Origin of the sequence: Sphingomonas sp. DC1600-2 (genome assembly GCF_049897605.1) — a bacterium.
GTDB lineage: Bacteria > Pseudomonadota > Alphaproteobacteria > Sphingomonadales > Sphingomonadaceae > Sphingomonas.
In genome coordinates this window covers 67548-90231 of the sequence record NZ_JAFCWO010000007.1, presented here as the reverse complement: position 1 = coordinate 90231, position 22684 = coordinate 67548, and the positions used below count along the sequence as shown (strand labels likewise).

General features: G+C 64.6%; 14 protein-coding genes. 5 read left to right on the top strand and 9 right to left on the bottom strand.

Annotation, left to right across the window (positions count from 1 at the left end):
• Positions 1-11: 11 nt before the first annotated feature.
• The gene (gene secA / locus ACP7BL_RS13575; RefSeq protein ID WP_426258585.1) at positions 12-2747 is read right to left on the bottom strand and encodes a preprotein translocase subunit SecA; all 2736 of its coding nucleotides are present in this window, start codon (positions 2745-2747) and stop codon (positions 12-14) included.
• Between the two features lie 563 nt (positions 2748-3310).
• Between secA and ACP7BL_RS13570 the strand changes: the two genes are divergently transcribed.
• The 5 genes from ACP7BL_RS13570 to ACP7BL_RS13550 all read left to right on the top strand — a co-directional run bounded on the left by ACP7BL_RS13570 (position 3311) and on the right by ACP7BL_RS13550 (position 7776).
• A complete protein-coding gene (locus ACP7BL_RS13570; protein WP_426258584.1) occupies positions 3311-4402 on the top strand; it encodes an extracellular catalytic domain type 1 short-chain-length polyhydroxyalkanoate depolymerase in 1092 nt (363 codons plus the stop codon).
• A 43-nt stretch (positions 4403-4445) separates the two neighbouring features.
• Positions 4446-5666, top strand: a complete 1221-nt coding sequence (argJ, locus tag ACP7BL_RS13565) for a bifunctional glutamate N-acetyltransferase/amino-acid acetyltransferase ArgJ (protein ID WP_426258583.1) — start codon at positions 4446-4448, stop codon at positions 5664-5666.
• 6 nt (positions 5667-5672) lie between these two features.
• Positions 5673-6284, top strand: a complete 612-nt coding sequence (locus ACP7BL_RS13560) for a glutathione S-transferase family protein (protein WP_033963339.1) — start codon at positions 5673-5675, stop codon at positions 6282-6284.
• A gap of 297 nt (positions 6285-6581) precedes the next feature.
• Positions 6582-7022, top strand: a complete 441-nt coding sequence (locus tag ACP7BL_RS13555) for a hypothetical protein (RefSeq protein ID WP_033963337.1) — start codon at positions 6582-6584, stop codon at positions 7020-7022.
• A 346-nt stretch (positions 7023-7368) separates the two neighbouring features.
• A complete protein-coding gene (locus ACP7BL_RS13550) occupies positions 7369-7776 on the top strand; it encodes a hypothetical protein (protein WP_126846344.1) in 408 nt (135 codons plus the stop codon).
• A gap of 102 nt (positions 7777-7878) precedes the next feature.
• Here ACP7BL_RS13550 and trxA read toward each other — a convergent pair whose 3' ends face one another.
• The 8 genes from trxA to ACP7BL_RS13510 form a co-directional block, all read right to left on the bottom strand.
• Positions 7879-8202: a thioredoxin gene (gene trxA, locus ACP7BL_RS13545; protein ID WP_126846342.1), complete on the bottom strand. Its 324-nt coding sequence runs from the start codon at positions 8200-8202 to the stop codon at positions 7879-7881.
• 64 nt (positions 8203-8266) lie between these two features.
• Complete coding sequence (gene addA, locus ACP7BL_RS13540) at positions 8267-11713, bottom strand: double-strand break repair helicase AddA (RefSeq protein WP_426258582.1); 3447 nt, start codon at positions 11711-11713, stop codon at positions 8267-8269.
• Positions 11714-11719: 6 nt separating this feature from the next.
• Entirely contained in the window at positions 11720-14668 is a 2949-nt protein-coding gene (gene addB, locus ACP7BL_RS13535; protein WP_426258581.1) for a double-strand break repair protein AddB, read from the bottom strand.
• Positions 14661-15425: a nucleotidyltransferase family protein gene (locus ACP7BL_RS13530; RefSeq protein WP_341204724.1), complete on the bottom strand. Its 765-nt coding sequence runs from the start codon at positions 15423-15425 to the stop codon at positions 14661-14663. Before ACP7BL_RS13530 ends, addB begins: the two co-directional genes overlap by 8 nt.
• A complete protein-coding gene (locus tag ACP7BL_RS13525; RefSeq protein ID WP_137902404.1) occupies positions 15422-16387 on the bottom strand; it encodes an aminoglycoside phosphotransferase family protein in 966 nt (321 codons plus the stop codon). The genes ACP7BL_RS13530 and ACP7BL_RS13525 overlap by 4 nt, the downstream gene beginning before the upstream one ends.
• Entirely contained in the window at positions 16384-16824 is a 441-nt protein-coding gene (gene tsaE / locus ACP7BL_RS13520; protein ID WP_126846334.1) for a tRNA (adenosine(37)-N6)-threonylcarbamoyltransferase complex ATPase subunit type 1 TsaE, read from the bottom strand. Before tsaE ends, ACP7BL_RS13525 begins: the two co-directional genes overlap by 4 nt.
• A 40-nt stretch (positions 16825-16864) precedes the next feature.
• A complete protein-coding gene (locus tag ACP7BL_RS13515) occupies positions 16865-19129 on the bottom strand; it encodes a sensor histidine kinase (protein ID WP_260591503.1) in 2265 nt (754 codons plus the stop codon).
• A gap of 260 nt (positions 19130-19389) precedes the next feature.
• On the bottom strand, positions 19390-22518 hold the full coding sequence (locus ACP7BL_RS13510) for a TonB-dependent receptor domain-containing protein (RefSeq protein ID WP_426258580.1): 3129 nt from the start codon (positions 22516-22518) through the stop codon (positions 19390-19392).
• Positions 22519-22684 lie beyond the last annotated feature (166 nt).

The following is a 22684-nucleotide window of genomic DNA, read 5'->3' as shown; positions in this document are numbered from 1 at the left end:
CAGCGCTCAGATCACACCGCACCGTGGCAATGCTTGTACTTGCGCCCCGAACCGCACGGGCATGGTGCATTGCGGCTGACCTTGCCTTCCCATTCCGACGGATCCTGCCCGAAATCGCTTCCATCGGGCAGCGGGATCGAGAGAGGGGCCAGCCGGGTGGTGATGTGGCCGCTCGTGCCGCCATCCTGGTCCATCGTGTCGTCATCGCCCGTGAACGGGTCGAAATGCGAGGTGATGAAGTCGGGCAGCGTCGGAAGCTGTGGCGCTTCCTGGATCTGGAACTGCGCGAAGGCGATCGTACGCGTCACATCCTCGCGAATGTTGGCGAGCATCCGCTCGAACAGCGAGAACGCCTCCTGCTTATATTCGTTGATCGGCGTCTTCTGCGCATAGGCGCGCAAGTGGACGACCTGCCGCAACGCATCCAGCGTCGACAGATGCTCCTTCCAGTGATGGTCGAGATTCTGCAGCAGGATCGACTTCTCGACCCGCACCCAGGTTTCCGGATCGAGCGAGGCAGCCTTTTCGGCGATCATCTCGTCCGCCATCGCCTGGACGCGGCTCTCGATGATTTCCGGGTCGATCGCTTCCTCTTCCAGCCATGCCTCGATCTGCGGCTCGAGGTTGAGCGTCTCGGCCAGCGCCGCCTTCATGCCGGCGATGTCCCATTGCTCGGGATAGGTGCCCGGAGGGCAAGCACCGCCAACGATGGTGTTGACCGTCTCGGCGCGCATATCGGCGACCACGTCGCCCACCGTGTCGGCATCCATGATGTCGGCGCGCTGCTCGTAAATGACCTTGCGCTGGTCGTTCATCACGTCGTCATATTCGACGACTTGCTTGCGGATGTCGTAGTTGCGCGCCTCCACCTTCTTCTGCGCGGTCTCGATCGCTTTGGACAGCCATTTGCTGCCGATCGCCTCGCCATCGCCGATGTTGGAGCGCATCATCCGCGCGAACAGCGTGTCGGGTCCGAAAATGCGCAGCAGATCGTCGTCAAGGCTCAAATAGAAGCGGCTGAGCCCCGGATCGCCCTGACGGCCCGAGCGACCACGCAGCTGGTTGTCGATGCGGCGGCTCTCATGCCGCTCGGTGCCGAGCACGAACAGGCCGCCCGCCGCCAGCACATTGGCCTTTTCATTCTCGATCTCGGCCTTGATCCGCTCGATCGCGGCATCGCGCTCGGGGCCTTCCTCCAGATCGGTCAGTTCATCATTGATGCGGAATTCGAGATTGCCGCCCAGCTGAATGTCGGTGCCGCGACCAGCCATGTTGGTGGCGATGGTGACGGCGCTCTTGCGCCCCGCCTGCGCGACGATGTGCGCTTCCTGCTCGTGGAAGCGCGCGTTAAGCACCTTGTGCGCGACGCCTTCCTTGACCAGGAAGTCGCTCAGCAGTTCCGACTTTTCGATCGAAACCGTGCCGACCAGCACCGGCTGGCCGAGATCGGCGTGATGCTTGATCTTCTTGGCGATCGCCGCGAATTTGTCGGCGGTGTCCTTGTAGAATTCGTCTTCCTCGTCGATCCGCTTGACGGGGACGTTGGTCGGGATGGTGACGACGTTCATTTTGTAGATGTCGTAAAATTCCGCCGCCTCGGTCGCCGCCGTGCCGGTCATGCCGGCGAGCTTGGGGTACATGCGGAAATAGTTCTGGAAAGTGATCGAGGCCATCGTCTGGTTCTCGGGCTCGATCTCGACGCCTTCCTTGGCCTCAATCGCCTGATGCAGGCCGTCCGACCAGCGGCGGCCATCCATCATACGACCGGTGAATTCGTCGATGATGACGACCTTGCCGTCCTTGACGATATAATCGGTGTCGGCCTTGAACATCATGTTCGCGCGCAGCGCCTGGTTGGTGTGATGCACCACCTGCGTGTTCTCGAAATCATAGAGGTTTGCGCCTTCGAGCAACCCGGCATCCTCGAGCATCCGCTCGACCTTCTCGGTGCCGTCCTCGGTCAGGATGATCGACTTCTGCTTTTCGTCCTTCTCATAATCCTCGGGCGAAAGCTGCTTCACGACCAGATCGACCGAGCGGTACAGGTCAGACTTGTCGTCGGTTGGGCCCGAGATGATCAGCGGGGTACGCGCTTCGTCGATCAGCACCGAATCGACTTCGTCGACGATCGCCATCGCGAACGGGCGCTGCACCATCGATTCGCGATCGTATTTCATGTTGTCGCGCAGATAATCGAAGCCGAACTCGTTATTGGTGCCGTAAGTGATGTCGGCGGCATAGGCCTGGCGGCGCTGTTCATCGGACAAATTGGGCACGATCACGCCCACCGTCATGCCGAGGAAGTTATAGACCTGCGCCATCCAGCCCGCGTCGCGCGCGGCCAGATAGTCGTTGACGGTAATGACATGCACGCCCTTGCCGGGCAGCGCGTTGAGATAGGTGGCGAGCGTCGCGACCAGCGTCTTGCCCTCGCCCGTGCGCATCTCGGCAATTTCGCCGCGGTGGAGCACGATGCCGCCGATCATCTGCACGTCGTAATGCCGCTGGCCGAGCGCGCGCTTGGCCGCTTCGCGCACCGTGGCGAAGGCTTCGGGCAGCAGATCGTCGAGCTTTTCGCCCGCCGCGAGACGTTCACGGAACTTGGCGGTCTGGCCCGACAGTTGCTCATCGGACATGGCGGAGATGACGGGCTCGAAGCCGTTGATCTTGGCGACGATGACGCCGAGCGATTTGACGTAGCGGTCGTTGGACGACCCGAAAAGCGATTTGGCAATGCCGCCGAGCATGGAGAATTCCTGTTAAGATAAGGCATCGGCCGCGCGTTGCGCGGCGACGACGAAGTCGATGGGAAGATAGGATCCGCGCAAGAGCGGACAACGGCGAAGCGCTATTCGCGACGCCGTCCTGCATAGAGCGGGTTTGCGGGCACGAGCGCGAAGCCGGTAAATTCGGGCGCGCGGGACAGTGCGACTAGGCCCGCCACCGTATTGGCCGGTCGCAAGACGCTGGAGCAGGATCGGGCGACTCGCGCGGTCGCCCGGACCACAGCTGCGGCCCGGTGCAACTCAACCCCCGGCGCGCGCGTCCCCGTCGCCCCGGTAAGGGCGCTGAGCAAGGCGGAAAGGATAAGCAGCAGTTCCAAAGTCGCACGTCACCCGTCGGTGGAGCCGCCGCACTTAGGGATATTTCCGCCGTGCGTCCAGCATCGCGCACCTACCGCGATGTCAGGCGGAAGGCTTGCATTTGCGCGATGCCGCACCATTTCATTGTGCATCGCAGCATAAATTGCGGTACACTGTCCCAAAGAAAGAATCCACGCCCCGCACGACGGGCCGGATAGAGATGTCGCATGCCTGGTCTTTCCGAAACGCTGTCTCGCCTTGCCGCTGCGCGCGCAAACGCCACGCAAATGCCGATTCCCGAGTCCGATCGGCTCGCTGACATTTCCGATTTCGGCAGCGACCCCGGCAATTTGCGCGCGCGGCACTATATTCCGGCGGGTTTCGCGGCGGGGGCCCCGCTTGTAGTGGTGCTCCACGGCTGTACCCAAAACGCGGCGGGATATGATCACGGGTCGGGCTGGTCGGCGCTGGCCGACCGCCATGGCTTTGCCTTGCTCTATCCCGAACAGCGCCCGGCCAATAATCCCAACCGCTGTTTCAACTGGTTCGCCGCCGACGATATCACGCGCGATCAGGGCGAGGCCCTGTCGATCCGCCAGATGATCGCGCATATGATCGCCGAATATCATATCGATCCGACACGCGTTTTCGTGAACGGGCTGTCGGCCGGTGGCGCGATGACGATGGTCATGCTCGCCACCTATCCCGAGGTGTTCGCCGGTGGCGCGGTGATCGCCGGTCTCCCTTATGGTACCGCGACCTCGGTCGGCGCGGCGTTGCAACGGATGCGGGGCAGCGGCCTGCCCGATGGCCCAGCCCTCGCCGAACTGGTGCGCGAAGCGGCACCAACCCCGCTACGCTGGCCGCGCCTGTCGGTGTGGCACGGCACGGACGACCAGACCGTCGCGAACGACAATATGGAAGCGATCATCGCACAATGGGCGCTGCTTCAGGGCATCCCGCTCGATGCCGCCAAACGCGACCAGGTCGATGGGCAGGCGCGCCGGCGCTGGCTGAGTTCGCGCGGCACCGTGCGGATCGAAGCCTATAGCATTGCCGGACTTGGTCACGGCACGCCGATCGATCCCGTCGGGGATGCAGCGTGTGGCACCGTTATGCCCTTCATGCTCCCGGCCGGGACCTGCTCGACCCGCCACATTGCCGCCTCCTGGGGCATTGCCGACGCCGCCGATATCGAGGTCCCTTCGCGCCGCTCGACACCACCGCCACCGCTGCGCGCCGCAGCGCGCCCGATCGCGCCCGGCGGAGTGGCAAAGGCGATCAGCGATGCGCTGCGCGCGGCTGGGCTGATGCGCTGATTCGGCAGCTTGTCTCACCCGCATCGCCGGGTATGACGGCGGCATGACCCGCTCCCCGCTCGCCCGCCCCTTCCCCGTTCTGCCGTCAATTGCCGGGGTCACCCCGCATGTCGCCCGGGCGCAGTATAAGACGTGGGATCGCTGCGACCTGACCTTCATTACGCTCGATCCCGGCACGGTGGTGGCGGGCGTGCTGACCCAGAGCAAATGCCCCTCCCCCGAGGTCGAATGGTGCCGCGCCGCGCTCCCGCTTGGGCACGCCCGCGCGATGGTGGTCAATGCCGGTAACGCCAACGCTTTTACCGGCCAGCGAGGCCGCGCGGCGGTAGAAGCGATCGCCGCCCGCGCCGCCGCGCATCTCGGTTGCCAGCCCTCCGACATCTTCGTCGCCTCGACCGGGGTGATCGGCGTGCCGCTGCCGATCGACAAGGCCGAGGCCGGGCTCGACGCCGCCTTCGCCGCTGCGCCGTGCAGTTGGGAAGACGCCGCCAATACGATCGGCACCACCGATACCTTCGCCAAGGGCGCGGTGACCACGGCGGTGGTCGATGGCCGCACCGTTACTTTGGTCGGCATCATCAAGGGCTCGGGCATGATCGCGCCCGACATGGCGACGATGCTCGGCTTCCTGTTCACCGATGCCGCCGTCTCCCCCGCCTTCCTGCAACGCGCGCTCAGCGACACCAATCGCGCGAGCTTCTCCTGCATCACCGTCGACAGCGACACCTCGACCAGCGACAGCGTGCTCGCCTTCGCCACCGGCAAAGCGGGCAACGCACCGCTGACCAGCGACGAAGACGCCGGAGCCGACGCCTTCCGCGCAGCCCTCGCCGACCTCTGCCTGCAACTCGCGCATCTGGTGGTGCGTGACGGCGAAGGTGCCTCCAAGTTCATCGAAATCGCCGTCACCGGTGCCGATAGCGACGCCAGCGCCCACAAAGTCGCGCTCAGCATCGCCAACTCGCCGCTGGTGAAAACCGCAATCGCAGGCGAGGACGCCAATTGGGGCCGCGTGGTGATGGCGGTCGGCAAGGCCGGCGAACCCGCCGAGCGCGACCTCCTCAGCATCCGCTTCGGCGACACGCAGGTGGCGACCGGCGGCCTTGCGGTCACCGGCTATGACGAAGCCCCGGTCGCCGCGCATTTGAAGGGGCAGGAGATCGAGATCGGCGTCGATCTCGGCCTGGGCGAGGGCACGGCGACAGTTTGGACCTGCGACCTCACGCATGGCTACATCTCGATCAACGCCGATTATCGGAGCTGAACGCCAATGCTCACCATCTGGGGTCGCCTCAATTCGCACAATGTGAAAAAGGTCGCGTGGTTCGCGGAAGAACTGGCGCTCCCCTATGTCCGCCACGATGTCGGCGGCCAGTTCGGCATGAGCGACGCCTATCTCGCGCTCAACCCCAACGCGCTGGTCCCGACGATCGAAGACGACGGCTTCATCCTGTGGGAATCAAATGCGATCCTGCGCTATCTTGCGGCGCGTCACGGCGGCAAAAGCTGGTGGCCCGAAGACCCGGTGCAGCGCGCGCAGGCCGATCGCTGGATGGACTGGCAATTCGACTATGCCGACGCCCAGCGCGGGGCCTTCCTCCACCTCATCCGCCGCCCGCTGGCCGAGCGCGATCCCGCCGTGATCGCGGCGTCAGCGGCAGCCTGTGCCGCCAAGATGCAGATCCTCGACCATGCACTGGCGCAGACGCCATGGCTGTCGGGTGCGGAGTTCGGCATGGCCGATATCCCGATGGGCACCTACGCCCATAGCTGGTTCACCCTCGATATCGCGCGCCCATCGGTCCCGCATGTCGAGGCATGGTATGCCCGGCTGACCGAACGCCCGGCTTTTGCCGCGCAGGTGATGATTCCGCTGACCTGATCGGGTACGGGGACGCTGTACACCTCGGAAAATCACAGTCCCGCACCGCAGCAGGCCAACCCACCCCAACCCCTCCCTTTCAGGGAGGGGAGAAAGGGCGCTAACCGCCAACCGCCCCTCCCTGAAAGGGAGGGGCCGGGGGTGGGTCGTTCTCCGTATCGTAAAACGGCAGCCTGGACGACCGCCAGAAGAAAGCAACGACCCGCCCAAAGGGCGCGGGCGCGCAAGCTGCGCCCTTTAGCCTCGCCGCCCCGCTTCTCGATTGCAGACACTGCTTTCAGATGCGAACACCAAGCAATGAGCAAGCTCACCCTTCGCTATCAATACGATTCCAGCGTCTTCGATCCCGACCAGCAAACCGATGATTTTGGCTGGCTTGAGGTCAAGGTGGAGACGGATCGCTTCTCGGGCGACGGCGGTTGTTGGGTTCAATGGCAGGACGTGAAAGAGTTTGGAAAAGCTCTAAGCGCCTTTCCCATTACGACAGATCATCCGATCGTGGTGCAATGGGGCTTTGATATGCAGGAAGGCGATGATCTGATCCTGCGCCTTGAGATTGCACCCGCCAATACGCGCGGCGATCTCGCCGTCCGGTTTGAAGTGGCCGATTATGCTGAGCCTCGTCACCGGGCACGCGGCTGCTTCATGACCAACTATCCCGATCTGGACGCATTCCGCCAAAGCATCGCGCACCTCATGGACAGGCAGGTGGAGGAAGCCACCTTGGCCGGGCGTTGACGGCTATGTCTTCCAATTCACACTGAAGGTCGCCGCCAGCAACACATCGCGTGCTCCCACCCCTGAAAGGGAGGGACTGGGGGTGGGTCGCTCTCCGTATCGTGAAACGGCACGCCCACGCCAAACGAAAATCCCTCTCCCAGCGGGAGAGGGAGGGAGCGGCAAAGCCGCGGAAGGGTGAGGGCGATCCCACGGATGATGCCCATCACCCTCACCCTTCCCACCGCTTACGCGGCGGGCCCCTTCCCTCTCCCGCTGGGAGAGGGAAAGCAGGCCGTGAACTACTTGTATGTGAGGGACTGCAATCGCCCATTTGCAGACATCCGCGCCAACGGTATCACGAGCTATGGAAACCATCGATCAGCTAAGGCATTATCTCAGAAATAACGGATACTCGCAGTTTCTAACCTGCGACAAACCAACTTGTGTTGGTGTATATGATCTACGTTTGGAAAAATCTGGAAGTGATTGGCGGGTTTTCGAAACCGAGCGGGGCCAAGAGGTCGCAACATATGCCAAGACGTTGGACCAAGGCGAGGCATCGCGGGCTTTCCTTCAGATCGCGTCAACGCGGATTTACCACCTAAAAACGTTCAAAGACGCCGAAAGGATCGCAAAGTTCGAAGCTGTGCTCGAAGCGGCTGATATTCCATTTGAGCGGAATGATGTGCCTTACGAGGGTGAGCTGCGAGTGTTTGTTACAGGCAGCAACTTGCTAAAGGCTCAACATGCCGCTGCGTCGTTCGGTGTTTGAACGACCGCTTCCCACCATTTCTACCCGTCCGAAGCGCCCCCCGCGTCATGCCGCGCAAGGTATAGTTCCCTCACCCACCCCACGCGGCACAACCCGGCAGTCTCAGCCCAGCGCACCCTCGAGCCACGCCTTGATCCGACCCTTCGGCTCGGCACCGACCTTGGTCGCGGCGGGGACGCCGTCCTTGAACAGGATCATCGTCGGAATGCCGCGCACGCCATATTTGCCCGGCGCATCGGGGTTTTCGTCGATGTTGAGCTTGGCGATGGTCACCTGCTCGCCCAGCTCTTCCGAAATTTCTTCGAGGCTCGGCCCGATCATCTTGCACGGGCCGCACCATTCCGCCCAGAAATCGACCAGCACAGGGCCACTCGCATTGGTGACGTCGGCGGTCCAGCTGGCGTCGGTGATCTTCTTGGTAGCCATGGTAAATCTCCTGATGTTGCGCAGAACGTAGGGTGTCGGGCGCGTCCACTCAAGCGGGTGCGTGCTAGCTTTGCTCTGCGGCGGCAAAGCCCGGCTTGTGTGCCTCCAGAAGCGGCGCTGACAGCATGTGCAGCACCGGCGCGCTTGTGTAGAGCAACGCCGCCTCGACGCGCCGTTCAGGGAAGATGACCGCCAGCGCCGCGACATAGGCGGCCATCTGCCGCAAATGATACGGCGGGATTGCGTCGGGCGTGGCGGGCACGCCGCGCCCGGTCTTGAAATCGACCACGCTCACCAGATCGGGCGTGACGAGCAACCGGTCGACCGTGCCCGACACGACGAAGCCATCGGGCAGCACCGCCGCAATCGGGGCCTCGGCCAGCGCATCCGGCCCGAACAGGTCCATGAGCCCGGGATCGCCGAGCACTGCCAGCACCGGCGCGGCAATCTCCGCGCGTGCGGTCGCGTCGGCCACCGCTCCGGCACTCGCCAGCCAACGGTCAGCGACCTCTGCTCGTTTCGCAGGTGCAACCGTCGGCAAACGCTCGAACAACGCGTGGATCAGCCGCCCGCGCTCGGCCGCCGCGCGCATTGCGGGAGTCGGCGGCGCGTCGGCGACAGCGTCATCGCCCAGCGACGACGGCGCGAGCGGACGCGGCGGTCGTGCCTCGACCGGTGCCGCGCGGCGTGCCCAGTCGGGCACCGGCTCGGCAACCACCGCCGCCCGCGCCGCTTTGCGGTCTGGCGCGACCGGCTTTTGCGGCACGCGCCCGGTGAAGCTGCGCTCTTCGCCTTCCGGCACCTCCAGCACGGCCATCGCGCGCGCGGCGGCCGCATACCAGCTTTGCGCGGGAGCCTCGCCCTGCGCGCGTGGACCGACCGACCCGGCAATCACCAGCCGCTCCTCGGCGCGCGTCGCCGCGACATAGAACAGCCGCCAATGCTCTTCGAGATCGCGCGCGGCGGTTTCCTCGACCAGCGCCGCCAGCGGGCCGGTGGCTTCACCCTTGCGCGGGCGGATCACCGGCAGTTCCGCCGCCATATCGCCCGCCCGCCATTTCAGCGTCGAGCGCGGTGAACGGGTCGGGTCGACTGCGGCATCGGCAAGGATCACCAGCGGGGCCTGCAAGCCCTTGGCACCATGCGCCGTCATCACCCGTACCGCATCAAGCGGGGCGGAGGGGTCGCGCTTGATCTCCACCTCGCCGCGATCGAACCAGTCGAGGAAGCGCTGCAAAGATGGCGTGCCGAGCGCTTCGAAATCGAGTGCGGCGCTCAGCAATTCCTCGACCGGGTCGCGCGCCTCCTGCCCCAGCCGCCGCACCAGCTTGCGCCGCCCGCCGAGTGGCCCCGACAGCAATTCTTCAAGGAATTGGTAGGGCGTGGCGATATCGGCGCGGTCGAGCATCGCGAACAACGGCGCGATCTCAGCACGCGGTTCGGCGCGGGCAATGTGCCGCCACAGGCTGACCGCGCGCTTGGGCGCGGCGTGCATCAACCGCTCCTGGCTCCAGCCGATCAGCGGCGATACCAGTAACGACGCCAACGACAAATCGTCGTCGGGCTGCAGCACGAAACGGATCGCGGCGAGCAGATCCTGCACCGACAGCGGCGCATTCAGCCGCAACCGGTCGACCCCCGCCACCGGCACGCCTTCGGCATAGAGCCGCGCGACGATCAGCGAGGCGAGTTCGCCGCGCCGCTTGACCAGAATCATGATGTCCTCTGGCCGGAGCGTGCGCCCCTTGCTCTCGAGCATCAGCGTGCCGATCCAGCCCTTGATCGTCCGCGCGATCCGGCGAGCGAGTTCGCGGGTGGAATCGGAAATCCAGCTTTCCTCATCCTCCTCGCTACCCCCGGCAACGACCAGTGGCCACAAGGTCACGGTGCCCGGCCCCGGCACTTCGCTGGCATGGACTTCGCGATCGGCGATCGCGCCCAGCCCCGGCTCGGGCAAAGCCTCGATCGCGGCATCGACGAATTCGAGCACGGGCCGGGTCGAGCGGAACGATTGTGTCAGCGAAAGCCGGTGCCACGGGCGCGCCCGCATCGTGCCGCTCTGGCGGCGTTGTTCCTCGTCCGCCGCCCACGCGTCGCGTGCGAGCGTCCCGATGCGCTGCTCGGCGGCGGCGAAAAACTTTGGGTCGGTACCCTGGAAGCCGAAAATCGCCTGCTTGAAATCGCCCACGGTGAACAGCGTGCGGACCCGCTCGTCATGCGATCCCTCGCCGGCGAAAAACTCCTCCACCAGCGCGCGGATGATCGCCCATTGGTCGGGGTTGGTATCCTGCGCCTCGTCGATCAGCACATGTTCGGTCGCCTGATCGAGCTTGTAGCGCACCCATTCGCCCATGCCGGGTTGGCCGAGCAGCGCGATCGTCGCGCGGATCAGATCGTCGAAATCGACCGCGCCCAGCCGCCGCTTCGCCTGGTCATACGCCGCCGCATACTCCCGCCCGACCGCCAGCGCTGCCGCAAGCAGATCGGCATAGGCCGCGCGCTCGCGCAAACCCAGCAGATGCGCGCACGCTTCGCCCACCTCGATTGCGAGATCGGCATAATCGGGGTCGGCGGCGAGCAGTTTGGGGGAATATTTGCGCGGCTCGCGCTTGGCGGTGAAGGGCACACCGATCAGGTCACCCAGCATCCGTGCGCGCATCTCGGGTGCCGCCTCGATCCAGCATTCGGCGATGTCGGCGTGGTTGCCGCCCGTCGCCGTGCCCCACGCCCGGTTCGCCGCCGCCAGCCGCGCGACCGCATCCACGTCGAAGGCATTGTCACCGCAGGCATCGGCGATCTCCGCCTCAATCTCGCCCACCGGCAAATCGAGCGCGCGGCGGATGAACGGGCCGATGCCCGCGCCCATCGGCAGTTCCGCCATCGCGGCGGGTGCCCGCGCGCACGCCAGCAGGAAGCGCTCGGCCTCGCCCTCGCCCAAGCGCAGGCTCAGCGCGCCAACAGTAGTGACGGTGGCATCGCGCCCTTCGGCCTCTGCCGTTACCAGCATTTCGGCCAGTGCATCGCGCGCCATTACCGCTTCTTCGCGCGCCTCGATCGGGCGGAAACCGGGCACCAGCCCGGCCTCGACCGGGAAGGCGGCAAGCAGGCTCTGACAGAAGCCGTGGATCGTCTGGATGCGGATGCCGCCCCCCGGCGCGTCGAGCACCTTGGCGAACAACGTGCGTGCGCGGGCGCGGAGTTGCGGCGAGGGATCCTCGCCCAGCGCCACCAGATCGGCCACCAGATCGGGCTCGGGCATCCGCACCCACGCCGCCAGCCGCTCGCCAATGCGCCCGGCCATTTCCGCCGCGCCCGCCTTGGTAAAGGTCAGGCACAGGATCGCACCAGGATCGACGCCGCGCAGCAACAAGCGATAGACGCGCGCGGTCAGCACCTGCGTCTTGCCCGTCCCGGCCGAGGCGGACAGCCAGACATGCCCGCCCGGATCGCTGGCGCGCGCCTGCGCGTCCTTCAAGACCGGGAGCGGTCGGCGGCTGTGGCCCTCGGTCATACGGACTCACTCACGGCCATACCATTCGTCCCGCCGCATCAACTGGTCATATTCGGCATAAGGCGCATAGTCCGGGTGCAGCTTCGCTTCGAACGCACGCGTGCCCGTCAACCAGTCCGCCACGGCGTCGCTGAAATGCCGCGCGGCGAGCGTGGTGAAATCCTCAGGCACGACCTTGTCGCCCTTGCCCTCGGCATCGACCGGCGAGGTGACATAACCGAACGCATCGCCCTTTTTCGACAGCGACCAATATTCGAAGCCGCGCGCCTTGCCCGCAATCCCGGCATAACCGCCGCGCTCGGCGATCAGCCCGAGCAACCCCAATTGCAGGCTGAACCCCTCACGCACCGCCGCCGGCGAGGGCGGCTTGCCAGTCTTGTAGTCGATCACCGCCAGCGCCCCGTCGGGCAACCGGTCGATGCGGTCGAACTTGCCCGTCAGCGTCACCCCCGCAATCGCGATCTCACCCGATTGTTCGACCGCCAGCACGGTGCGCCCGGAATCGACGTTCTTGCCCATCTGCGCGACGATCCAGTCGATCGCCTCCATCAGGCGCGGTCGCCACAGCGCACGCTGCATTGGATGCGCGCCGTCGAACATCGCCCGCGCGCGCTCGTGCAGTTTGTCGAGCGCGCAGGCGTCCTCACGCGCCCAGCGTTCGAGGATGTCATGCACCGCCGTGCCGCGCCACGCTGCGCTGGGATCGGCATCGACCGGGTCGAGCTGCGTCAGACCGAGGATGCGTTTGGCGTAGAACGCATAGGGATCGGCCTTCAGCCGATCGACGTCGGTGACGGCAATCGCCTTGGGCCGGCGTTCGGCGGGGGGCTCTGGCATCGGCTTGGCAGCGGGCACATGCGCGCCCGGATCGTCGAGCGCGCGCGCCCAGCCTTCCAGCGCGGTGGCCCGCTCGAACCGATCGCCCGCCAATGCCTGCAAGCGCAGCCAGAAGCGCGAGGCGATCGCCGGTTGCGTGCCGCCGCGTCGTGCACGCGTCATCAGCGCGGCGGGCGCGCCCAAGGCCTGCGCCAGATCATGCGCCGCCATGCCGACGCCGCGGTCGAGCCCCGGCAGCCCCAATTCGGTGCGGATTCGCGGTGCCAGCCACGGGTCGGGCGCGGGCAGACCGGGCCAGGTTCCTTCGTTCAGCCCGCCCAGGATCATGACGTCGGCGGTCTGCAAGCGCGCCTCGATCAGGCCATAAATAGCCAGGCGCGGATGCCCGCCTTGCTGCGGCCGCACTGCCACTTCGTCCATCAACGTCTTGAGCAACGGGCCAAGGCTGGCGGGCTCGATGACCGCCGGGCCGTGCGCGGCGTGATCCTCCGCCTCGCGCAGCAGCTCGGCAGCGGCGCGCCCGGCAGGGCCCGCCCACAAGGCATCGCCACAAAGGGCTTGCGCCGCCTCGCGCAGGGCAGCGAGCAAGTCGGCAATCGGTCGCGCGCCGCCATCAAACACGCGTTCGATCGGTTCGAGCAGCGCGCGCGCCTCCCCCCACCAGGCCGCCGGCGCTTCGGCGCGGCGCGCGGTGCGCAGATGCAGGTCGATCCCGACCAGCCCCGCCGCCGGACGGGGCCCGCGCAACACCCGATCAAGCGCGCGCACCCCATCGAGCCATTCCCGCCGTGCATCGCCAAAGCGCACCAGCGGATGTTTGAGCAACGTCAGCAACGCGAGCGGCGCAAAGCGCTGCGTCGCCGCCTCGGCCAGCGCGGTCAGCAACGTCCCGGACGGCAGGATCGACAGCGGACGCCCCGCCGAATCATCGATCGCGATCCCCCAGCGCGCGCAATGCGCCGCCACCCGCCGGGCAAGGCCGCGATCGGGCGTGACCAGCGCGCCCGTCCGCCCCGGCGTCTCAGCCACCTCGCGCAAGGCAAGCGCGATCGCCTGCGCCTCCTCGCCCGGCGTCGCCAGTTCCGCCGCCGCAATGCCGCCCAATCGCCGCTGCTCGGGGCCGAGCGTCGTCCATTTCGCCGTGAACTCGGCCGATGCCAGCGCGTTGGCGACTGCCTTGCCGCGCGCGACGGTGGCGTCATGATCGCTACCGTCGCGCCACAGCCGCACTTCGCTGCGGTTGACGCTCATTCGTTCGAGCAGCAGCTTCAAATGGAATTGCGGGTGCGTCTCGATCGATCGCCGGGTGAGCCCGGTCGCCGGATCGGGCGCGTGCGGCCCGAGCGCTTGCCACTCAACCTCGTCCATCCCCGTCGCGAGATCGGCCAGCACCACCATCCCGCGCGGGCTGTCCGCCACGCAGCGCAGCAGTCGCGCGACGGCGGGGGCACTATCGGTAACGCCCGCTGCGCAGACGAAACCGGCAGGTGGGGTGCGATCCCAGCGTTCCGCCAGCCGCTGCAACAACAGCCCGCGCCGTTCGGCGGCGTCAATCCGACCGATCCGCTGCAATTCGGCGGGCCAGCGGTCAAGCACAACCGCAAACAGATCGAGCGCGCGCTGCCAATGCGCCGACATTGCTTCGTTGAGCTCGATCTCGCGCAAGCGGCGGGGCGGGATTTCCTCCACCAGCAATTGATCGAGCGTGCGCGCCAATTCGCCCGCCAGCCGCACCGCCTCCGCCGCGTCGACCACCTGGCCGATGCGCGCGCGTTCCTCCGACACAAGTCGCGCCAGGATCATGCGGCGCTGCAAGGGGGCAACCGCAGGCGGAACCGGCGCAGGATCATCCGCCGGGTCGAGCGCCGCGCCCACCGCTTCCTCCAGCGCCGGATCGCCGATCGCGACCATCCGCGGCAGCAGCAGTCCGCCTGCACTCGCCCGTACAAAGGCATCGGTCAGCGCGCGTTTGGCGCGATTGTTGGGCAGCAGCACCAGCCCGCGCGCGAGCCCGAGATCGTCGCCGCCAAATTGCCGGATCAGCCCGGCGGCCAGCGCATCGGCAAAGGCGCGATGCGCCGGGATGGTGAAGAGCCTGGGGCCCTTCGCCTCAACCATCGGCGAGCATCGCCTCCGTCAGCGGAACGGCTTCCGGGGTGCCAACATCGAACCACAGCCCCTGATGGACCAATCCATATGCCCGCCCGGCCGCAATCGCCCGCTCCCAGAACAGCATGGTCGAGAACGGCCCTTCCGGCCAATCCGCGATCACGCGCGGCGAAAGGATCTGCACCCCGGTATAGACAAACGGCGCGAGCCGCCCAGGCGGCCGCCGCCCAAGAATGCGCCCGTCGGGGGCAAGGCGAAAATCGCCGCGCCCGCCATGATGGTTGGCGCGGGCCAGCGGGACCATCAGCAGCAAGGCGTCCATCGTCGCGTCGTCCCAGCGCGCCGCGAGCATCTTGATCGCATCCGAGGGCCCGTCGACCCACAGATTGTCGCTGTTCACCACCAGAAACGGCTCGTCGCCGAGCAAGCCGCGCGCCTGCACGAGCCCGCCGCCCGTTTCCATCAACCGGCCGCGTTCATCGGACACGACAATGTCGATGCCCGTCTCGCGATTGTGCAAATAAGCTTCAAGCGAATCGGCAAGATAGTGGACGTTCACCACGGCGCGCTCGATACCGCTTGCGCGCAACCGATCGAACACGTGGCCGATCAAGGGCTTGCCTGCCACTTCGATCAACGGTTTGGGGCGGGTGGCGGTCAGCGGGCGCATCCGCTTGCCGAGACCGGCCGCCATCACCATCGCGGTTTTGGGCACCGTACCACCCGGCTCCGGCCGGATGTTGAGCGTGCGCTTGGGCTTCATCATGCCGCCAACACCATCGGATCGCCGCGCAACTCGAACGGAATGGTCGCATCGAACCAGGCCTTGACCGGGGCAAGCGCGGGATGCTCCAGATCGCGGTTGAGATAGCGCCACACCCGCGGACACAAAGCGGCATAGCGGGTCTTGCCGTCGCGCTGCCACAGCCGCGTGAAAATCCCAATGATCTTGGCGTTCCGCTGCGCGCCGAGGACATGGTAGGCAATATCGAACGCTTCGCCCGCGCCCGTCGCCGCTTTGTAGCGCGCCACCATCGCCGCTTCGACATGTTCGTCGACGTCGCGTCGCGCATCCTGCAGCAGCGACACAAGATCGTAAGCGGGGTGGCCCGCCAGCGCATCCTGAAAATCCAGCAACCCCAGCGTATCGCCGCCGAGGAGCATCAGGTTTTCCGAATGGTAATCGCGCAGGACAGTCACCGCCGGCCCCGCGAGCGCATGGTCGAACACGGCGTCCCACGCGGCATCATAAGCCGCCTGATCGGGTGCGATCCCCAGCGCCGGACAATACCATTCGGTCAGCAAATTGGCTTCGCGGTGCAGCGTCGCCCGATCATAGGCAACCGGCGTCGCGGGATCCTCACGGTGCAAGCGGACCAGGAGATCGATTGCGGAACCATAAAGCGCCGGTTCACGCGAAGCATCGCCGTCCACGGTCTCGCGCATCCGCACGTCACCAAAGTCCTCGAGCAGCACCAGGCCGAGGTCGAGGTCGATCCCGTGGATCGCGGGTGCCGCGAAACCGCGTTCCCCAAGCCAGCGCGCAATATCGATAAAGGGGCGCGGATCCTCATTGGGCGGCGGCGCGTCCATCAGGATCGCGCTCCGTCCATCCTTTACCGCGCGAAAATAGCGCCGGAAGGACGCATCGCCTGCGACGGGCTCGATCGTGGCATCGCGCCACCCATTCGCGGCCAGGAACGCGGCGGCCGCCGCCGGGGGGATCATATCTGCTGCCATCGATCCTTCCAGCCAGCGGGCACGTCGGCTGTCAAGCGGCGGGTGCCATCCGGCAACATCTCCAGGACGAGCGGCAGTGCATCGGGCCACCAGCCCGGTGCCCGTTCCGGCCATTCGATCAGCAACACCGAATCACCCGCCGCATCGTCGAGCCCTAGTTCGGCGATCTCGTGGGAATCATCGATCCGGTACAGATCGATATGCAACACCGGCATCCGCACCTCAGGGGGGGCGTAAGGCTGCACGATTGCGAAACTCGGGCTCGGGGCCTCTCCCTGCAACCCAAGCGCGGCGAGAAGACCGCGCGCAATGCTGGTCTTGCCCGCCCCAAGCGGGCCCGACAACGTCACCACATCGCCAGGGCGGACCAACTCGGCCAATCGTGCTCCAAAGGATTCGCTCGCTTGAGGACCGGCCAGAATCATCTCAACATCCTGTCAGCATCATATCGACCCCGCTCCGCCTTCACCGGCGCGGCAGGGTGGCAGTGATCAACGTCCCCTGCCCGGCTTCGGACAGCAGTTCGATCGTGCCGCCATGCGCCTCGACAAACTGCTTGGCGAGCGGCAGGCCCAATCCCAAAGCGCGTTCCCCGTCGCGGGTGATCCCCGGTTGCGCGAAGCGATCGAAGGCACGCGTCACCGCCTGCGGACTCATCCCCACCCCGTCGTCGGACACCACGATCCGCGCCGTGGCATCGGTACCGTCAGTGTGGAGCAGAACCCGCCCCCCGGCCGGCGTACCCGCGACGGCATGGCGCAACAGATGCTCGATCACCTGTTGCAGCCGCCGGGCATCCCCCGTTATCGCGCCGGTTGACGGCAGGATCTCCACGGCGAAATCCAGCTTTCGCTTGTTGGCCAGGGGTGCCACCGCATCGGCGGCGGCCTGCGCAACCGCGCCAAGATCGATCGGCTGCATGTCGAGTTCAGGGGCCTTGCCCTCGGCTTGCGTAAGGTCCAGCACTTCGTCGACCAGCATACCGAGGCGTTCGACCGATTGGAGAATCGCCTCGACATATCCCGACGCGGAGGCGCTCAGCTTCCCGGCATAGCCCTCGTTTAGCATCTCGGCGAAACCGCTGATCGAAGTCAGTGGCGTGCGCAATTCGTAGCTCATCGTGGCGACGAACGAGGTTTTGATGCGATCGGCCGCCTCCAGCGCTTCATTGCGATCGCGCAGTGCGCGCTCGATCCGGCGACTGTCGGAGATGTCCAGCATCGTGAACAGGCCATTGCCATCGGGCAACGGCACGGCTGCAAATTCGAAATGTCGGCCATCGGCGAAACCGACGCGGCCGCCGCGCTGCTGCCGCTCGACGGTCGCGGCACGAACAAGGTCCGCGATCAACGAAGCCCGCGCCGGATTGGCAAGCTGGCGCGACGCGGCTTCGGCGAGTACGTCGACGCGCGGATGCGTCGCCAGGAATTCCTCGTCGAATCCCCACACCAGCCGGAACTTGTTGTTCCACAATTGCAGCCGGCCATCGGCGGCAAACACCCCCAACGCCTCATAGAGATTCTCGAAGGTCGCGGTGCGCACGCGCAACAAGGTGTCGCGGGCACTGGCCAATTGCACCTGTTCGGTGCGATCCTCGAAGATCAGCAATAGGCCACCATCGGGCAGGGGTTGCGCAACGACGCGCAGATGCGCGCCGCCGGGAAGATGCCATTCCTCCTCCTGTCCGCCGCCCGCCGCGAGAAACCAGTCGCGCCGCTCGGCCTTCCAGCCGGGAAAGTCGCGCACTTCGGGCAGGCGTTTGGCTTCGCGCATCCGTTCCAGCACCCGGTCGAATTCGGGGCGATCCGCCAGCCATTCGGCCTTCATGGCAAACAAGCGCCGAAACGGTTGATTGCAGAAGACCAGCGAGCGGTCGGCCCCAAATTGCACCACGCCCGCCGAGAGCCGGTCCAACATCGCGCGCTGCGCATCATCGAAGCGCTTCAAGCGTGCGCGGGCTTGCTCCAGATCCTCAATATCGATCGCAAAGCCGGCGACGCCCCCGGTTGAGAGCGGGGCGTCATACACGCGCAGCATCCGTCGCTCACCGCGGATCGTCGCGGGCATCGTTTGCGACTGCACCGATCTCGCATCGCGCGCCAACACGGCGTTGCCGAGCGGCCCGCCGACGCCCGATCCCTCCACCAGCTCGAGCCCGCGCGCGATTACGTCCTCGGCAGACGCCGCTTCGACGGCGTCGACATATTGCGAATTGACCATGGCCAGCCGCAAGTCGGCCCCCCGGTACCACATCGGCATGGGTGCCGCCTGGATGACACCGCTGAGATCTTCATACAGCGCGGTCGCCTGGCCGATGGCCACTCCGAGCTGCGCAATCTCATCTTCCGTGTCGGTTGCGTCAAAGACCCACAGGATAACGCCGCCTGGCGCTTGAAACGCCTTGGGAACGCGCGCGCCACGGATCATGAGCGCGCGCGCCGATCCCTTCACCCGCAGCGCACGCGAGAAGGGCCGCCCGGACTTTTGCGCGGCCGCAACGTCTGACGAAAGGGCGGCGAAGTCCTCTGCCGCAAGCCCTGCATCGCTCGTGGTCAGATCTTCGAGGTAGCGTGGCAGCGCGGCCAAGCCGAGCCAGTCCGCGAGGCGCGGTGGGCAATCAACGCGGCCATCGCTCCGTATGGTCAGCGCCAGCGCTGGGGCTGACGCAAGCATGGCTTCAAGCCGGGCATTCGCGGCAAAGGTTGCCCTCGCCTCGCGCCGCGCGCGCATGCCGAGAAACAGATTCCAAGACGCCCCACCAATCAATAGGGCGAATGCGGCACCGATTAGAACCGCGCTCAGTTCTGGAAGTTCGCTCACCGCACAAAGCCCTGACCCATATAGCTTGCATAGGCCAAGTCGGTCCAAGGAAGGAAGGTCAAAGCGCGAACGAGGCTGCATTCGACTTCAACCAACCGCCGCTCGCAGCCTGATCAAAAAAAGGGCGGTATCTCGCGATACCGCCCCCAAACTCCCAAATTAAAGCCGTGTCAGAATTTGGCGACGACACCTGCATACAGGAAGCGTCCCATCACGTCATATTGGCCGCTACCACCGCCCAGGCCAGTCAGGTCGAGCGGCGGGTGCTTGTCGGCAAGGTTGGTCACGCCGAGGTACATGTTGTATTTCGTACCAACGTCCATAGCGACACGAAGATCATGATACGCGACTGCCGGATATTTTTGGTAGTCCGCGTAATAAGGATGCAGTGCCGGATTGCCGTTCAAAGGATTGTAGTTGGTGTAATCGCCAACATATTGCGGACCATACCAGCGTACCGTGTAGCCGAACGTAACCGGACCGCTTTTGAATTCGCTGGCGATCCGGAACCGGTCGATCGGCGTTCCCAGATTTCCACGATAGCGCGTGATATAGGTGGGATCGGTCGGATCGGTGAAGTCGTCACGCTGAATGACATGGGTGTAATTCCCATGGACAGACAGTTTCCCGTAATTCCCGATCTGGTGCGTGTAGCTGATCTCGGCGTCGATACCGCGTGCCTGCAGCGCGGCGTAGTTGACACCTGCGGACAGGAGCGAGCCTTCCAAAATCTGATACGGTACTTCCGACTTGCCGCCAGCAGCGCCTGCTCGCTGGAAAAGACCACAGAACTGGTTGTTCAAGCTGGCAAGATCGTAGCACTGATTGATAATGGTCTGCGCATCGACCGACGAGATCGCCTGGTTCACCTTGATATTGTAATAGTCGACCGTGATCGCCAGGCCGGGCACCCAATGCGGCTGGAACACACCGCCAAAGGTGTAGGAGTCAGACGTCTCGGCCTTCAGGTTCGGGTTGCCGCCGCTGAGATACTGCAGCGAGTTTGAATATTGGAAGAAATATCCAGCAGGAATGCCGGCAGCCGCGCAATTGGCCTTGCGGTTGGCCGGGTTAGGACCCTGGCTGAGCTGATCGGACGAGCAGGGATCCTTCACCGTTGCGAAATTCGTGCCGGCCGGGGTGTACAATTCACCCAGGTTCGGAGCACGAACTGCGCGGGCGTAGCTGGCTCGCAGAGTCAGATCGTTAACAGGCCGCCAGATAACGGAGCCGTTATAAGAATAAACGGTGCCCGTCTTATTATTGTAGTTCGAAAGCCGCCCGGCACCCGTGACCGTCAATTCACGGATCAACGGAATATCTTTCAGGAGTGGGATCCGCAACTCGCCATAGGCTTCCTTAACTTCCAAGGCCGGAGCGATGAAATCAGGGATGGAGTTATAGAAGGTATATCCCGCGGAAACCAGCACGTCTTGCTGATATTGGTTTGTCTCACGACGGTATTCCCCACCAAGCGAGAAACCGATTGGACCGCCCGGTAGCGAAAACAGCTGTTGCGAATCGCCGGAAACGAAGCCGCTGATGTCCAGCTGGGTAATTTTTCCGATCGAGGTCGTGTTCTGAAGCAGATAGTTCTTCTGCGCGTCGGTAAATTTTCCGCCAAACACATTGATCGGAACGCAGGACGAGATGTCGTTAGCCAGGATCTTGGCCTGATTTACGGGGCTGATGACGCCGTCATAGCCATATGCAGCATTTGGATCGACTTGCGAGCGGCACACGATTTGGCCGCTGCCATTCTTTACCGCATCATTCGCGAGCAAGAAGCGCTGAATATTGAGGTTGCCGAGAACTTCCGTTTTCTCGCGGAATTCTCCATAGTTAGCCGCAAGTTCATAATGCCAATTGCCGTTGAAATCGCCCTTGAGACCAGCGACGATCCGATAGGTGTCGCGGTGCGACAGCTCCGAACGATTGCCGAGCCCTTCGAGAATTTCACGAACCCGGAACGTTGTAGCATCGGTGATCACAGCATTAGGATTGGCCGCCAACAAATTGGCGGTGATCACGCCGCGCGCTTGCGCAGTCAGATACGGGTTATCCAACCGGAACGACTCGCGCGGATCACCGCCAAGTGCCGTGCCATTGATAAAGGCCGGACCGCTCGAACCCGATCCGAAGACCGTTGTATGCGACCACGTTGCCTCGACAAAAGGCACCAGCGCCGACGAGATATCGTAATGGCCGACAAGGCTCACATTGACCCGGTCCAGTCGCGGCTGGATTTGGAATTCATCGCCACTGCGAAAGTTGCTGCCGTTGCCGCCGATGAAAGATCCGTTCGGGCCATAACCGACGCGTTGCCCGGTTAGTGGAACGAGGTTGCCGTCCGGAGTGAACTGATACGGAACGTAATAACGCTGGCCATTTGGTGCCGTGCCGGCATTGAGCGCCGCGTTGCCGCCAAACCGGATAACGCCGGTTTCGCTATAGGATGCACTGCGTACGTCGTTGAAGTAGCGGTATTCCGGATTGCCCGCGCTGCCGTTTGGGTTAACCTGGATGAAGGCGCTTTGCTGGTTCAGATAATCGCGGCCGCTGCCGAAATACTGGCTTTGATGCGCATATTCGGCGTTGACCGCGATGTTGCCGCGTCCCTCGCTGAAGTTCTTGCCCGCAAGCACGCTCGCGAATTGCGCCGAACCGTCGCCATAGGTGCTGATGCCGCTCTGGGCGCGCGCCTCCAGACCCTGGAAGTGGTCCTTCAGAACAAAGTTGACCACACCCGCGATTGCGTCGGAACCATAAATCGCCGACTCGCCGCCGGTCACAATATCAACGCGATCGATCAGATCGGTCGGGATAGTGTTGGTGTCGACCGACGTACCCGAGTTCAAAATGTCGCCTGCCACATGGCGCCGGCCGTTGACGAGCACGAGGGTGCGCTGCGTTCCAAGGTTGCGCAAGTCGATCAGGTTAAGGCCGGCGGTGCCCAGAAAGCGCGTCGAATTCGACTGGCTGAAGGTCGATGCAAGCTGCGGCAACTGGTTGAGCTGATCGCCGATCGAAACCGAACCGCTATGGAAGAATTCCTCGCCCTGAATGCTGGTAACGGGGTTGGGCGACGACAGATTCGGCCGCGCGATGCGCGACCCGGTAACGACGATGTCCCCGGTCGGGGCTTTTTCCGTGTCCGGTTCCGCTGCGGAAACTGCAGGTTTGCCGCTTTGCGCGTCCACAGGCGGAGCAGCTTGAGCGAAAGCCGATGTCCCGACGGTCAACGCCGACACGGATGCGGAAAGAACGAGCATCGCTCGCGCGGTATATGGCGATTTCATTTGAGCCCCCAAATTGGACATGGTGCAATGCACCTGACGGGCCCAAGAGATTGGAAACGCGCCCCTGTTGCAAGCGAGTGTTTCTGAATTGCGACTGAATGTTGCAGTTGTGTAGCAATTTTGCATCAAAAAAGCCGCTTCGGGCCTTTTGGTCCGAAGCGGCCAG

What these genes read in the sequence shown, in the direction of transcription:
- secA (WP_426258585.1), bottom strand. Translation starts at nt 2,747, where the DNA reads ATGCTCGGCGGCATTGCCAAATCGCTTTTCGGGTCGTCCAACGACCGC.
- ACP7BL_RS13570 (WP_426258584.1), top strand. Translation starts at nt 3,311, where the DNA reads ATGCCTGGTCTTTCCGAAACGCTGTCTCGCCTTGCCGCTGCGCGCGCA.
- argJ (WP_426258583.1), top strand. Translation starts at nt 4,446, where the DNA reads ATGACCCGCTCCCCGCTCGCCCGCCCCTTCCCCGTTCTGCCGTCAATT.
- ACP7BL_RS13560 (WP_033963339.1), top strand. Translation starts at nt 5,673, where the DNA reads ATGCTCACCATCTGGGGTCGCCTCAATTCGCACAATGTGAAAAAGGTC.
- ACP7BL_RS13555 (WP_033963337.1), top strand. Translation starts at nt 6,582, where the DNA reads ATGAGCAAGCTCACCCTTCGCTATCAATACGATTCCAGCGTCTTCGAT.
- ACP7BL_RS13550 (WP_126846344.1), top strand. Translation starts at nt 7,369, where the DNA reads ATGGAAACCATCGATCAGCTAAGGCATTATCTCAGAAATAACGGATAC.
- trxA (WP_126846342.1), bottom strand. Translation starts at nt 8,202, where the DNA reads ATGGCTACCAAGAAGATCACCGACGCCAGCTGGACCGCCGACGTCACC.
- addA (WP_426258582.1), bottom strand. Translation starts at nt 11,713, where the DNA reads ATGACCGAGGGCCACAGCCGCCGACCGCTCCCGGTCTTGAAGGACGCG.
- addB (WP_426258581.1), bottom strand. Translation starts at nt 14,668, where the DNA reads ATGGTTGAGGCGAAGGGCCCCAGGCTCTTCACCATCCCGGCGCATCGC.
- ACP7BL_RS13530 (WP_341204724.1), bottom strand. Translation starts at nt 15,425, where the DNA reads ATGATGAAGCCCAAGCGCACGCTCAACATCCGGCCGGAGCCGGGTGGT.
- ACP7BL_RS13525 (WP_137902404.1), bottom strand. Translation starts at nt 16,387, where the DNA reads ATGATCCCCCCGGCGGCGGCCGCCGCGTTCCTGGCCGCGAATGGGTGG.
- tsaE (WP_126846334.1), bottom strand. Translation starts at nt 16,824, where the DNA reads ATGATTCTGGCCGGTCCTCAAGCGAGCGAATCCTTTGGAGCACGATTG.
- ACP7BL_RS13515 (WP_260591503.1), bottom strand. Translation starts at nt 19,129, where the DNA reads ATGCGCGCGCGGCGCGAGGCGAGGGCAACCTTTGCCGCGAATGCCCGG.
- ACP7BL_RS13510 (WP_426258580.1), bottom strand. Translation starts at nt 22,518, where the DNA reads ATGAAATCGCCATATACCGCGCGAGCGATGCTCGTTCTTTCCGCATCC.